The organism is Pseudomonas sp. RIT357 (assembly GCF_000632245.1).
GTDB classification, from domain to species: Bacteria; Pseudomonadota; Gammaproteobacteria; order Pseudomonadales; family Pseudomonadaceae; genus Aquipseudomonas; species Aquipseudomonas sivasensis.
Window position 1 is genome coordinate 1 of record NZ_JFYX01000049.1, and the last position, 14,064, is coordinate 14,064.

At 61.2% G+C, this 14,064-nt stretch carries 14 protein-coding genes; 3 read left to right on the top strand and 11 right to left on the bottom strand.

From position 1 onward, the window contains the following. Positions 1-64 precede the first annotated feature (64 nt). Together BW43_RS01255 and BW43_RS0127870 are read left to right on the top strand one after the other, a co-directional pair. Complete coding sequence (locus BW43_RS01255; protein ID WP_032891878.1) at positions 65-1,315, top strand: OprD family porin; 1,251 nt, start codon at positions 65-67, stop codon at positions 1,313-1,315. A gap of 84 nt (positions 1,316-1,399) precedes the next feature. Further along, the gene (locus BW43_RS0127870; RefSeq protein WP_032891540.1) at positions 1,400-2,299 is read left to right on the top strand and encodes a polysaccharide deacetylase family protein; all 900 of its coding nucleotides are present in this window, start codon (positions 1,400-1,402) and stop codon (positions 2,297-2,299) included. A gap of 133 nt (positions 2,300-2,432) precedes the next feature. On the opposite strand, the gene pcaC is transcribed toward BW43_RS0127870, so the two are convergent. The 11 genes from pcaC to pcaR form a co-directional block, all read right to left on the bottom strand. After that, a complete protein-coding gene (gene pcaC / locus BW43_RS01250; protein WP_032891541.1) occupies positions 2,433-2,831 on the bottom strand; it encodes a 4-carboxymuconolactone decarboxylase in 399 nt (132 codons plus the stop codon). A 10-nt stretch (positions 2,832-2,841) separates the two neighbouring features. Further along, positions 2,842-3,633 carry a 3-oxoadipate enol-lactonase gene (pcaD, locus tag BW43_RS01245; protein ID WP_032891542.1) on the bottom strand — a complete coding sequence of 264 codons (792 nt, stop codon included), beginning with the start codon at positions 3,631-3,633 and terminating at the stop codon, positions 2,842-2,844. A 10-nt stretch (positions 3,634-3,643) separates the two neighbouring features. Further along, positions 3,644-5,008: a 3-carboxy-cis,cis-muconate cycloisomerase gene (locus tag BW43_RS01240; RefSeq protein ID WP_032891543.1), complete on the bottom strand. Its 1,365-nt coding sequence runs from the start codon at positions 5,006-5,008 to the stop codon at positions 3,644-3,646. Positions 5,009-5,018: 10 nt separating this feature from the next. Continuing rightward, positions 5,019-6,314 (bottom strand): MFS family transporter, encoded by a 1,296-nt coding sequence (locus BW43_RS01235; RefSeq protein ID WP_032891544.1) that lies wholly within the window; start codon positions 6,312-6,314, stop codon positions 5,019-5,021. Positions 6,315-6,502: 188 nt separating this feature from the next. Continuing rightward, entirely contained in the window at positions 6,503-7,069 is a 567-nt protein-coding gene (gene pcaG / locus BW43_RS01230) for a protocatechuate 3,4-dioxygenase subunit alpha (protein ID WP_032891545.1), read from the bottom strand. Between the two features lies 1 nt (position 7,070). Then, a complete protein-coding gene (gene pcaH, locus BW43_RS01225) occupies positions 7,071-7,775 on the bottom strand; it encodes a protocatechuate 3,4-dioxygenase subunit beta (RefSeq protein ID WP_019817832.1) in 705 nt (234 codons plus the stop codon). A gap of 17 nt (positions 7,776-7,792) precedes the next feature. Next, positions 7,793-8,995: a 3-oxoadipyl-CoA thiolase gene (pcaF, locus tag BW43_RS01220; protein WP_177326468.1), complete on the bottom strand. Its 1,203-nt coding sequence runs from the start codon at positions 8,993-8,995 to the stop codon at positions 7,793-7,795. Beyond that, complete coding sequence (locus tag BW43_RS01215) at positions 8,992-9,771, bottom strand: CoA-transferase subunit beta (protein ID WP_032891547.1); 780 nt, start codon at positions 9,769-9,771, stop codon at positions 8,992-8,994. Before BW43_RS01215 ends, pcaF begins: the two co-directional genes overlap by 4 nt. Next, on the bottom strand, positions 9,771-10,628 hold the full coding sequence (locus BW43_RS01210; protein ID WP_032891550.1) for a CoA transferase subunit A: 858 nt from the start codon (positions 10,626-10,628) through the stop codon (positions 9,771-9,773). The genes BW43_RS01215 and BW43_RS01210 overlap by 1 nt, the downstream gene beginning before the upstream one ends. Positions 10,629-10,819: 191 nt before the next feature. Further along, the gene (locus BW43_RS01205) at positions 10,820-12,160 is read right to left on the bottom strand and encodes an MFS transporter (RefSeq protein ID WP_032891552.1); all 1,341 of its coding nucleotides are present in this window, start codon (positions 12,158-12,160) and stop codon (positions 10,820-10,822) included. Positions 12,161-12,305: 145 nt separating this feature from the next. Further along, positions 12,306-13,148, bottom strand: a complete 843-nt coding sequence (gene pcaR, locus BW43_RS01200; protein WP_032891554.1) for a pca regulon transcriptional regulator PcaR — start codon at positions 13,146-13,148, stop codon at positions 12,306-12,308. Between the two features lie 569 nt (positions 13,149-13,717). Here pcaR and BW43_RS01195 point away from each other — a divergent pair. Continuing rightward, entirely contained in the window at positions 13,718-13,918 is a 201-nt protein-coding gene (locus BW43_RS01195; RefSeq protein WP_003172389.1) for a hypothetical protein, read from the top strand. Positions 13,919-14,064 lie beyond the last annotated feature (146 nt).

Consider the following 14,064-nt stretch of genomic DNA (forward strand, 5'->3'; position numbering starts at 1 on the left):
CTCCCGCACCGCCCCGCACCATGGCCGCCACCTGCACAACCCCAATAACAACAGGTCCAACGCCATGAGCACGTTCCGTCCTCGCCAGCTTTTACTGGCCACCGCTGTCGCCAGCCTTGCCCTTCCCGTCGTCGCCGAAGAACACGGTTTCCTGGAAGACGCCAGCGCCAACCTCAACCTGCGTAATTTCTTTATCAACCGCAATTTCACCAACCCAACCAAAACCCAGGGCGGCGCGCAGGAGTGGACGCAGAGTTTCATCCTCGACGCCAAGTCCGGCTTCACCCAAGGCACGGTGGGGTTCGGTGTGGATGTGCTGGGGCTGTACTCGTTGAAGCTTGATGGCGGGCGCGGTACTGGCGGTACGCAGTTGCTGCCGCTGGATCATGACGGCCGGCCGGCGGATGAATTCGGGCGTCTCGGCGTTGCGTTCAAAGCGCGTATTTCGAAGACAGAAGTAAAGGTCGGCGAATGGATGCCTGTGCTGCCGATCCTGCGTTCGGATGACGGCCGTTCCCTGCCGCAAACCCTGCGCGGCGGGCAGATAACGTCCAAGGAAATCGACGGCCTGACACTGTACGGCGGCCAGTTCCGCGCCAACAGCCCGCGCGACGACAGCAGCATGTCGGACATGTCGATGGTCGGCAAAACCGCTTTCACTTCGGACCGCTTCAACTTCCAGGGCGGCGAATACGCGTTCAACGACAAACGCACCCAGGTCGGCCTCTGGAATGCCCAGCTCAAGGACATCTATAGCCAACAATACGTCAACCTGACCCACAGCCAGCCACTCGGTGACTGGACCCTGGGCGCCAACCTCGGGTTCTTCTACGGCAAGGATGACGGCAGCGCCCGCGCAGGCGACTTGGACAACAAGACCTGGTCCGGCCTGTTCTCCGCCAAGTACGGCGGCAACACGTTCTATGTCGGCCTGCAAAAACTCACCGGCAACAACGCCTGGATGCGCGTCAACGGCACCAGCGGCGGCACCTTGGCCAACGATAGCTACAACTCCAGCTACGACAACGCTCAGGAAAAATCCTGGCAACTGCGCCACGACTACAACTTCGCCGCCGTCGGTGTGCCGGGGCTGACGCTGATGAACCGCTATATCAGCGGCAGCAACGTACACACAGGCACCATCACTGACGGTAAGGAATGGGGTCGCGAAAGTGAATTGGGCTACACCGTGCAAAGTGGCAGCCTGAAAAACCTGACGATGCGCTGGCGCAATTCGAGCATGCGTCGCGACTACAGCAACAACGAGTTTGACGAAAACCGGTTGATCGTCAGTTACCCGATAAGTCTGCTGTAATCCGGCGCGGCACTTACTGTATCGTGCGCGCCTGCCGCTGCTGATCCGCCCAGCAGCGGCCTCTTTTTCGAGCCCGCGCACACCATGAAATCCTTCGCCATCGCATCCGCCGTGCTGGCCCTGGCCGTGAGCCTCAGTGGCTGCATCGGCGCGCCTATCGCCCTGACGCCCCAGACCGAACAGCGCCTGCAAGCACAGGCGCCGATCCGTTTTCTGCTGACCTTCGATGACGGCCCCAGCGCCTCGGGTTACAACAACCCGAGCCGTTCGGTGGTGGCCGACCTGGCGCACAACCCGGTGTTGCCGGGAATCAAGGCCGTGTTTTTTTTACAGACCGAAGCGGCCCGTTCCGGCGGCAGTTCACGGGGTCGCAAGACCATGGAGCGTGAGTACGCGGGCGGTCATATTCTGGCGTTTCACACGGCCACCGCGTTCCATACCAACCACCGCTGGCTGAACAACGCCGAACTGGATAGCACCCTGGCCCAGGGTTCTGCCGATATCGCCTCGATCACCGGCGCACCACCGGTATTGGTCCGTCCGCCGTTCTGGAACTACGACCGCCGCACCTTCGCCGCCTACCAGCGCCATGGCATGCACGTTCTGCTGACCGACTTGAGCGCCAATGACGGCAAGATCTGGGGTTTCAACGGCAGCCCACGCCGCCGCGCCAACCTGTATCGACAACTGTCGGTCGTGCGCGAACGCATCGCGCTGGGGGAGTTGCCGACAGTGGACGGCGTGATACCGGTGGTGGTGACCTTCCACGACATCAACCGCTACACCGCGCGGCATATGCAGGAATACCTGCAGATCCTGCTGGACAGTGCCCAGGTCACCGGCATGAAGACCGCCGCCGAGCCGTTCTACACCGACCGTAGCGCACTCGAACGGGCAGCGCTGTCACGCACCGTGAAGGCTGTCAGTGAGGAAGTGCATTTACCGGGCGTGTGGAATTGGGTGTGGGACGCCGACTCCCACTGACCTTAAGCCGTGTGAAGAGCAAAAATGTGGGAGGGGGCTTGCTCCCGATGGCGGTGGTGCAGTCTCAATAACGCTGACTGATCCATCGCCATCGGGAGCAAGCCCCCTCCCACATTTCGACCGCGTTTCAAATCTACTCTGGTTGCCGGGACTCAACACCCAATTCATCCCACACCGACTCTGCCAGGTGAAAGGTGGCATTCGCCGCCGGGATACCGCAGTAGATCGCGCTCTGCATCAGCACTTCCTTGATCTCGGCACGGGTCACGCCATTGCTGGCAGCCGCGCGCAGATGCAACTTGAGCTCTTCGGCGCGGTTCATGCCGATCAGCATCGCAATCGTGATCAGGCTACGAGTGTGCCGAGGCAGGCCAGGACGGGTCCAGATATCACCCCAGGCGTGGCGGGTGATCATTTCCTGAAACTCGCTGTTGAACTCGGTCAGGGCATTGAGGCTGCGGTCGACATGGGCATCGCCCAGCACTTCGCGGCGTACTTGCAGGCCCTCGGCATAACGTTGTTTCTCTTCCACAAACAGCTCCTCAACGGGCCAGCAAAAATTCAATCACGCGGTCGCTGAATGCAGCGCCGGCCTGAACGTTGGACAGGTGCGCCGCGTAGAACTCAGCGTACTCGGCCCCCTGCACATGATTCTGGATAAAGTGGCTACCGGCCGGCGGTGTGACGGCATCTTCGGTGCCCGCAATCACCAGCGTCGGCACTTTGATCGAGCGCAGTTGCTCACGGAAATCCGCATCACGCACGGCGCCGCAGCTGGCCGCGTAACCTTGGGGTGACGTGGACGCGAGCATGTCAGTGATCTGCTGGGCCTGATGGGGGTTCGCCGCTGCAAAGTCGGCGGTAAACCAGCGTGCAATGGAGGCATCGCGCAAGGCGACCATCGCCGCCGAGCCATCGCGCAACACCATCTCGATGCGCGGGTTCCAGATCTCCAGCGTGCCGATCTTGGCGGCGGTGTTGCACAGCACAAGGCGGTTCAGGCGGCCACCTGCGTGGATGCCGAGCCATTGGCCGATCAAGCCACCCATGGACAGCCCGCAAAAATGCGCACGTTGAATATCCAGTGCGTCCAACAGCGCCAGCACATCACGGCCGAGTTGCTCGATGCTGTAGGGCCCTTCGGTAACCAGGGATTTGCCGTGGCCACGGGTATCGAAACGCAACACGCGAAAATGCTCGGTGAAGGCCTGGATCTGGATGTCCCACATATGCAGGTCGGTGCCCAATGAGTTGGACAGCACCAGTACCGGCGCGTCCACCGGCCCATCCAGTTGGTAATGCAGGTCGCCCTCGGCGAGTTGTACAAATGGCATGGGGGCCTCCTCAGGCAGTCAATTCAAAATGTTCGGTGACAGCACGCGTGACCCACGTATGGGCCTGGCCCAGATAGTGGGCAGGGTCGAGCAGTCGGTCCAGTTCGGCCGCAGATAACTCAGCGGTGATCTGCGGTTCGTCCGCCAATACCGCGCGCAGATGGCGCCCCTCGGCGACCGCACGCTTGCAGCACTGCTCCAGCAGATGGTGCGCGGTTTCGCGGCCAAGGCGTTGGGCAAGCACAATGCTGACGGCTTCGGCCAGTACCAGGCCTTGGGTCAGGTCGAGGTTCTGCTTCATGCGCTCGGGGTCGACTTCCAACCCTTCGCTCACCAGTAGCGCCTGTTGCAAGGCACCGGACACCAACCGGCAAATCTCCGGCAAGGTTTCCCATTCCGCATGCCACAGTCCCAGGCTGCGCTCGTGCTCCTGGGGCATGGCGCTGAACATCGTCGAGACCAACCCAGGCACGCGCGTAGCCGCACTGATCAGCACCGCAGCGCCTACCGGGTTGCGTTTATGGGGCATGGTGGACGAGCCGCCCTTGCCAGGCGCCGACGGTTCGAACACTTCCGCCGCTTCAGTCTGCATCAACAGGCTGATGTCCCGGCCCAGCTTGCCGAGACTGCCCGCGATCAAACCCAGCACGCTGGCGAACTCCACCAGACGATCTCGCTGAGTGTGCCAGGGCTGTTCGGGCAGGCTCAGTTGTAACTGGGCCGCCAAGGCCTCGGCCACGGGCATCGCCTGTTCACCCAACGCCGCGAGGGTTCCGGAGGCGCCGCCAAATTGCAGCACCAGCAAGCGCGGTTTCAACTCCGCCAAGCGCTGGCGGCTGCGCGTCACAGCGCCCAGCCAACCGGCGATTTTCATCCCCAGCGTGACCGGCGTGGCGTGCTGCAACCAAGTGCGCCCGGCCAACGGCGTCACCGCGTAACGCTGGGCTTGGGCGGCAAGCACATCGCCCAAGCGGGCCAGGTCGGTTTCGATCAACAGCAGTGCACGCCGCAGTTGCAGCACCAGGCCGGTGTCCATCACGTCCTGGCTCGTCGCCCCCAGATGCACGTAGCGCTCGGCGCCGGCATCTTCACTGGCAATCAACTTGCCCAAGGCCTTCACCAATGGAATCGCCGAGTTCCCGGCCGAGGCAATCGCCACGCCGAGGGCGTCCATGTCATACAGTGACGCCAGGCACGCCTGGGCAATTGGTGCGATGGCCGACGGCGGGATCAACCCGACCTGAGCTTGCGCCCGGGCCAGGCCGGCTTCGAAATCCAGCATGCCCTGCAAGCGCCCCTCGTCGCAGAACACCTCGGCCATGCTGTCAGCGGTGAAATAGGCGTCGAACAGTTGGTTGCTCGTGCGCAGTGTCATAACGCGTCCCTTACAAATCGTGGTGCAAGTACTCCGCCTGTTTCGGCAGACGCAAGCTGAACAGGAAGGCCACGGCCATCATGCCGGTGACGTACCAATAAAAAGTGTTTTCCATGCCCATGGATTTGAGTCCCAAGGCCACGTATTCCGCCGAGCCACCGAAGATCGCGTTAGCCACTGCGTAAGCCAGGCCCACACCCAGGGCACGTACGTGCGGCGGGAACATTTCCGCTTTCACCAGGCCGCTGATCGAGGTGTAGAAACTCACGATAGCCAACGCCAGGGAAATCAGTACAAAGGCCAGGAACGGGCTTGTCACGGTTTTCAGGGTCAGCAGGATCGGCACCGTGCAGAGGGTACCGAGGGCGCCGAACCAGAGCATCGAGTTACGTCGGCCGATCTTGTCCGAGAGCATGCCGAACAGCGGCTGCATGCACATGTACACAAACAGCGCGCCGGTCATGATGTAGCTGGCGGTCTTGGCGTGCATCCCGGCGGTGTTCACCAGGTACTTCTGCATGTAGGTGGTGAAGGTGTAGAAAATCAGCGAGCCGCCCGCGGTGTAGCCGAGCACGGTGATGAAGGCCGCTTTGTGATTGCGAAACAGCGCGGCGACGCTGCCGGCGTCCTTGTCCTGGCGGGTTTCCTTGCTGGTGGTTTCCTTGAGGGTGCGCCGCAGCAACAGGGAGATCACCGCCGCAATCGCACCGATCACGAACGGAATCCGCCAGCCCCAGGCGCGCAGTTCTTCTTCAGTGAGGATCTGTTGCAGGATCACCACCACCAACACCGCCAGCAGTTGCCCGCCGATCAGGGTGACGTACTGGAACGAGGCGAAGAAGCCGCGCTGGCCTTTGAGTGCGACTTCACTCATGTAGGTCGCGGTGGTGCCGTACTCGCCACCCACCGACAAGCCCTGGAACAACCGCGCCACCAGCAGCAATGCCGGGGCCCAGGCGCCGATGTCTTTGTAAGTGGGCAGGAAGGCGATGACCAACGAACCGGCGCACATCATCAGCACCGAAATCATCATCGAATTTTTGCGCCCGTGCTTGTCAGCGACCCGGCCGAACAGCCAGCCGCCGATGGGGCGCATCAGGAACCCGGCGGCGAATACACCGGCGGTGTTGAGCAGTTGCACCGTGGGATCGTCCGACGGGAAAAATGCGGGGGCGAAGTAGATAGCGCAGAAGGCGTAGACGTAGAAGTCGAACCATTCGACCAGGTTGCCGGAGGAGGCACCGACAATCGCAAAGATCCGTTTGCTGCGCTCTTCTCCGGTGTAGTGACTGGTGGCTGTTGTCATGATTTTTTCACTCAGTGGGAACGGTTATAGCCTAGACATACTTTGCAATAACCATGTTCCGCAAGCAGACATTTGGATAGGGATCTCCTGAACTGGCCTCATCGGGGGCAAGCCCCCTCCCACATTTTGAGCGCGCCGCCTATCAAATGTGGGAAGGGGCTCGCCCCGATGGTTCCCTGACAAGCGACTCAGTAGTCGAAGAACACCGTCTCCTTATCTGTCCCCTGCAAAATCACATTCCACTGATACACACCGTCAGCATCCTGCTTGGCAATCAAGGTGCTACGACGCTCGGCAGGCACGCACGCCAGCAAGGCGTCATCCCCATTCAACGCCTCACCGTCAAAATAAATCCGCGTGAGCAAGTGCTTCACCAAGCCACGGGCAAACACCAGCACCACTAAGTGCGGCGCCTGGGTCGTGCCCTTCAGGCCCGGCACGCTGCCCGGCTTGATGGTGGTAAAGCGAAAACGTCCTTCGGCGTCCACCGGCACCCGACCGAAACCCTCGAAGTTGGGATCGACGGCCTTGTCCTGGTCATCTTCCGGGTGGTCGTATTTGCCGGCGGCGTTGGCCTGCCAGACTTCGAGCATGGCGTCGTTGACCACATCACCGTTGCCATCCACCACTTGCCCGCTGATCGCCACGCGCTCACCAAGGGTGGCGGCGACGGTCAGGTCTTCGCGGTTCAGCCAGGTCAGGCCAATGTGGTAGTACGGCCCGACGGTGTGGGACGTGGTTGCGTAAAGGCTCATCTCATTTCTCCATCGGCGTGGCGTCGCGGCCGCGCAGGACGATGTCCCAGCGGTAGCCGAGGGCATAGGAAGGAATGGTTTTTTCCAGGTCGAAACTGGCGATCAGGCGCTGCTTGGCCGAAGTGTCCGGCACACAGTTGTAGATCGGGTCGTATTCCAGCAGCGGGTCGCCAGGGAAATACATCTGCGTGACCAAGCGCGTCAGCACGCTGGGGCCGAACAGCGAAAAGTGGATATGCGCCGGGCGCCACGCGTTGTGGTGATTGCCCCATGGGTAAGCGCCGGGCTTGATGGTCTGGAACTGATACCAGCCATCCGCGTCGGTGACGGTACGGCCGGTGCCGGTGAAGTTCGGGTCCAGCGGCGCGTCGTGCAGGTCACGCTTGTGGTTGTAGCGGCCGGCGGCGTTGGCCTGCCAGATCTCCACCAGAATGCCCGGCACCGGCAAACCGTTTTCGTCCAGTACACGCCCATGGATGATGATGCGTTCGCCCTGGGGCTCGCCTTCATGCTGGGCGGTGAGGTCGTTGTCTTTCTCGTTGATCCGCTCGGCGCCGATGGTCGGGCCGGTGATTTCCGACAAGGAATGGGGCAGGAACACCAACGGCTGTGACGGCGAACGCAAGTTCGTCGACTGGTAGGCCGGGTGCAGGTAATCAGGTTGGGTGCCCGCTTGCGGGCGCCGGTAACCGGGCTTGTCACTCATGGAGCAATCCTCTCTTATTAGATGCGTTCAATCGCCAGGGCCAACCCTTGGCCGACGCCGACACACATGGTCGCCAGGCCTTTACGACCACCGGTTTTTTCCAACTGATGCAGGGCTGTCAGTACCAACCGCGCACCGCTCATGCCCAACGGATGACCGAGGGCGATGGCGCCGCCGTTCGGATTGACCTGGGGCGCGTCGTCGGCAATACCCAATTCGCGCAGTACCGCCAGGCCTTGGCTGGCGAAAGCTTCGTTGAGTTCGATCACGTCAAAGTCGGTGACCGCCAACCCCAGGCGTTCCACCAGCTTGCGCACCGCTGGCACCGGACCGATGCCCATCACACGCGGGGCGACACCGGCGCTGGCCATGCCCAACACGCGGGCACGCGCCGTCAGGCCGTGTTTCTTGACCGCTTCGGCGGACGCCAGAATCAGCGCCGCCGCACCATCGTTCACACCTGAAGCATTACCGGCGGTGACGGTCTTGTCAGGGCCGTTGACCGGCTTGAGTTTGGTCAGGGCTTCCAGGGTGGTGTCTCGTGGATGCTCATCGTGCTCGACCACGGTTTCGCCTTTTTTATGGGCAACCCTTACCGGCACGATTTCTTCGGCAAAAAAGCCCGCAGCCTGAGCGGCCGCCGTGCGTTGCTGGCTGCGCAGGGCGAAGGCGTCCTGATCAGCACGTGAAACCTGATAATCATCGGCGACGTTATCGGCGGTCTGCGGCATCGCGTCCACGCCGTACTGGGCTTTCATCAATGGGTTGATAAAGCGCCAGCCGATGGTGGTGTCTTCCAGCTTCATGTTGCGCGAAAACGCCGCGTCAGCCTTGCCCATCACGAACGGCGCACGGGACATCGACTCAACGCCCCCGGCAATCGTCAGCTCCATTTCGCCGCTGGCGATGGCGCGAAAGGCGGTGCCAATGGCGTCCATGCCCGAGGCGCACAAACGGTTAAGGGTCACGCCCGGAATGCTTTCCGGCAGACCCGCCAGCAACAGCGCCATGCGGGCGACGTTGCGGTTGTCTTCACCGGCCTGGTTGGCGCAGCCGAGGAACACCTCATCCACCGCGCTCCAGTCCACCGACGGATTGCGCTCCATCAGCGCCTTGATCGGCAATGCCGCCAGGTCATCGGCGCGTACGGTGGACAGGCCACCGCCAAAGCGGCCGATGGGAGTGCGAATGGCATCACAAATAAATACGTCGCGCATCAGGCTTCTCCCGGTGCTTGGCCGTGGGCGGCAGCGGTGCGGGCTTCGAGATCACGCAGGGCGGTCAACTCGACCTCGGTCGGCTCGGCGGTGGTGCTGACTTGGTCGGCAAAGCGAATCGCCCAACCGGTAGCGGCCACCACTTGCTCGCGGGTCACGCCAGGGTGCAGCGCGGTGACCACGAATTCATGGGTGCCCTCTTCCGGCTCCATGATGCACAGGTCGGTAATGATTCCGACAGGACCGGCACCCGGCAGGCCCAGGCGTTTACGTGAATCGCCGCCCTCGCCGTGGCCGACTGAGGTGATGAAGTCCAGCTTGTCCACAAACGAACGGGACGACTGCTTGAGGATAATCAGCACGCTTTTGGCGGAGCCGGCGATTTCCGGCGCGCCACCGGCACCCGGCAGGCGTACTTTGGGCTGGTGATAGTCACCGACCACGGTGGTGTTGATGTTGCCGAAACGGTCGACTTGAGCTGCACCGAGAAAGCCCACGTCGATACGTCCGCCTTGCAGCCAGTAGCGAAAAATCTCACCGGTTGGCACCACGGTGTCAGCGGTTTCCGCCAGTTCGCCATCACCAATGGACAACGGCAGTACCGAGGGCTTGGCGCCAATCGGGCCGGACTCGTAGATCAACACCACATCGGGCGATGAGGTCAGGCGCGCCAGGTTGGCCGCTTTGGATGGCAGGCCGATGCCGACAAAGCACACCGAGCCGTTCTTGAGGCGGCGCGCGGCGGCGACGGTCATCATTTCATTGGTCGAGTAAGCCATTACTTGGCCTCCTGCGCGGTGGCCAACTTGGCCTGGTATTCACTGAAATCAGCAGTGCCGTGGATGTATTCGTCGATCCAGGCGGTAAACGTCCCACGGTCGCGGGCAATCGGATCCCACGCCTGGTAGAAGCGGTTGTCGCGCTCGTTGTAACCGTGGGCGTAGGACGGATGCGCGCCGCCGGGTACGTGGCACACAGCAGTCAGGGCCCAGGTGGGCAACACGCAGCTGTTCATCGGTGCATTCAGGTCGTCGACAATTTCTTCAACGGTGACAATGCAACGCTTGGCCGCCAACGCCGCTTCCTTCTGCACACCGAGAATCCCCCAGAGCAGCACATTGCCCTTGCGGTCGGCCTTTTGCGCGTGGATCACCGTGATGTCCGGACGCACCGACGGCACCGCCGCCAGCACTTCGCCGGTGAACGGGCATGTCACGCTTTTGATCAATGGGTTGACTTTGGGCAGGTCGGAACCGGCGTAGGCACGCAGTACCGCGAACGGCAGGCCAGAGGCGCCGGCGACGTAGGCATTGGCCAGGTCGGCGTGGCTGTGTTCTTCGATTTCCAACGGTTGCGGCCATTGCTTCTCGACCGCGTCACGCAGGCGATGCAGGGAGCCCACGCCCGGGTTGCCGCCCCAGGAGAAAATCAGCTTGCGTGCGCAGCCGGCACCGATCAACTGGTCGTAGATCAGGTCAGGCGTCATACGCACCAGCGTCAGGTCTTTCTTGCCCTGACGAATGATTTCATGGCCTGCGGCGGTAGGGATCAGGTGGGTGAAGCCTTCGAGAGCGACGGTATCGCCGTCGTTCACGAAACGCTTGACCGCATCACGCAGGGTGAGAATTTCAGCCATGGGGTTGGGCTCCCGGTGTTGATCGAAAAAGGCGCTGAGGTGGCGCCGAAGTGCTTGAAGATTAAGCCGGGGAAATGGGCCAAACAATCCGATAATCGACTCAGCGTTCGATTATCGAACATATTGTTGTCTAGCTAATCTTCTGGTGTGAGAGGGCGCTTGCCCTCTCCCAGCTTAGAAACCTGCCAAGCTCAGGTGGCATCCGCATGGCTGACCATGCCCTTGATCACCACCGCCGTCGTGGCCACAGCGGCCGGGATCACCAGGGCGGTGAGCACCTGCTCAAAGTTCCAGCCCAGGCCCAGCAAGGTGGCGCCCATCCAGGCGCCGAGGATCGCGCCGAAGCGGCCGATGCCGAGCATCCACGACACGCCGGTGGCGCGGCCTTGGGTCGGGTAAAAGCGCGCCGCCAGGGACGGCATCGCCGATTGCGCGCCGTTGACGCACATTCCGGCGATCAGCACCAACGTCGCCAGCACGGTGATATTGCCCAGGCTCTGACCTACCGCGTAGGCAAACACCCCGGCCAGCAGGTAAAAGATGCCGATGACTTTGTGGGGATTGAACCTGTCCATCGCCCAGCCCACGCCGACGGCGCTTAACACCCCACCGAACTGAAACAACGCGCCAATAAACGCGGCCTGCTCCATGCTCGCGCCACTGTCACGCATCAGCGTCGGCAACCAACTGGTGAGCAAGTACACGATCACCAGGCCCATGAAGTAGGTGAGCCACAGCAGCAAGGTCCCGGCGCTATAAGTGCCGGAGAAGATCACCGCGAACACGTTGCGGGCCTTGACGGTTTTTTGTTCGGGCACGCTGAAGGCGGTGGCCTGGGCGACGATGTTGGGCTCGATGGGTGACAAGGTTTTGCGCACCTTATCGGTGCCGCGGTTGCGCACCACCAAGTAACGCGCCGACTCCGGCAGCCAGAGCAGCAGCACCACCACCAGGATCAACGGCAGGATGCCGCCGATCATCAATAACGCGTGCCAGCCGAACGCCGGGATCAGTTTGGCCGAGATAAACCCGCCACCGGCCATGCCCAGGTTGAAACCACAGAACATGCTGGTCACCAGCAGCGACTTGTGGCGCTCGGGGGTGTACTCGGACAGCAGCGTGGTGGCATTAGGCATACCTGCTCCAAGGCCCAGCCCTGTGAGGAAACGCAGCACCAGCAACTGGTCGACGTTGCTGCTGTAGGCCGAAGCCAGGCTGAACGCGCCAAACACCAAAACCGCGCCGACCAGCACGACTTTACGACCGAAACGGTCGGCCAGCGGGCCCGAACCTAACGCGCCGAACACCATGCCGATCAACGCGGCGCTCATCACCGGACCAAGGCTGGCGCGGTCGATGCCCCAGTCCTGGGACAGCGCAGGCGCAATAAAGCCCATGGCGGCGGTGTCGAGGCCATCAAGGAAGACAATCAGGAAACACAGGATAACCACGCGCCACTGATAGCGTGACAGTGGCTGGGTGTTGATGAAGGACTGCACGTCCAGCGTGGTACCGACAGAAGGCTGATTCATTATTTTTATTCCACACCGAGGGCGGGCCAACGACCTGGGGTCGTCATTATTATTGGGGCGCCCTTAAGAGCGCTGCCGCACAGTAATAAGCCGGGGGAAATAGCGTCAATTGATCAAGCCGGGATCTGTGCGGTCACCGAACACCTTAGGCAAACAACTGCGCACTCAGCTCACGGCTGGCGCTGAGCATGCTCGGCAGGAAGCGCTGTTCCAGCTCGCTGCGGCTGACGCGTCCGGCATGGGTACTGACGTTGAGCGCTGCCAATACCTGGCCAGACGCGTCATACACCGGCACGGCGATGGAGCGCAGGCCTTGCTCCAGTTCCTGGTCGACGATGCACCAACCCTGCTGACGCACTTGTTGCAGGCATTCGAACAAGGCTTCGGGAGTGGTGAGGGTGCGGCTGGTCTTGATTTGCAGGTCCGCGTGGTCGAGGTAATCCTGCAGCGAGGCGTCGTCCAGCGCCGCGAGCAGGATGCGCCCCATGGACGTGCAATAGGCCGGCAAACGCCCGCCCACCGACAGGTCCACGGAAATCAGGCGTTGGGTGGTGGCCGAACGGGCGATATAGAGGATGTCGTCGCCTTCGAGGGTCGCCATGTTGCAGGCTTCGTGCAGTTGTTCACTCATACGGTCCAGATATGGCTGGGCCGACACCGCCAACGGCGTGGACGACAGGTAGGCATGACCGAGGGTCAGTACTTTGGGCAACAAGGAATAGGTACGCCCATCGGTGGTGGCGTAGCCAAGTTTGATCAGGGTATGCAGGCAACGACGCACAGCGGCGCGGGGAATTTCGGTGCGATGGCTGATTTGGGCAATCGTCAGATGACGTTTGCGCTCCTGGAATGCCTGCACCACGGCCAAGCCACGGGCCAGGGAGGTCATGAAATCCGGGTCACCGGTAAACGCCTGGATACGCTTGGCCGGCGAGGCAACGATCGGCGGCGCCACTGAGGCGAAAGAGTTGCGCAATTGATCGTTCATCTCAGGTTCCTTTCTCTTATTGTCAACCGCAGGGATTGGGCAGGTATTACAAGCCGCACCGACCGATCTGCACAAGGCAGGGCCGGCAACATTGGGCGATTATCGGACGATCATGCGATTATCGCAATTTGGGGCGTACCTTAGCGACCGGCCTCGCGATGGCGCCTTGGCAAAGTAAAGTTACGGTGAAAGGCTTGAACCTTTAGTTGCTTGTTGAATTTATGGCGCCAGAATCTCAGCAACTACTCACGTGTGCGTGTAACAAAACGCTCACACAAAGTTGACGCTTTTCAACTTTATGCCGATAGTGTTATTCAAATGCGCCGCTATAATGCACCCTGTGCGGAGGTCAGCCCGGTTTCACTTTCGGGGCCAGAGCTCGCCAGGCCAGGCACATGCAGTGCATGGACAGTCGCAACTACCTGCTTTGAATGACAGCCATAACCAACGGTTTCCAGTATCCGTTGTTCAAACTTGAACGCATCAACTGCTCAACTTTGAACAATCCGAGGGCGACATTCAGGCATAACGCTGCAGCGTAATTACACTCAACTCAATTAGGTAACAATGTGACGAAAGATGAACTGCGCGCGGAACTTGAGCGCCAGGAGCAACGTTACAAGGATGTTTACGGCGGGGAAGTCACCACCTACGCCGCCCAGCCTGAACCTGAACGCAAACCATGGCGCAAGCGAGCCAGCCTGCTCGACCAGGCATTTGCCCAGGAAATCCAAAAGATTGAACAGGAACTCAAAGCCGAAGAGCCATAAGCGCTTCGGATTGAGCCTAGGGTTCGGCCCTGACTGCTGGCAGCTAGCCATCGGTCGGGCACCCTGAGTCCCACTCCCACCAGTAAAATTTCATACAAATGTTTCAAGGATGACGATTCGGTGACAAAACCGTGTCTTTTCAGCCC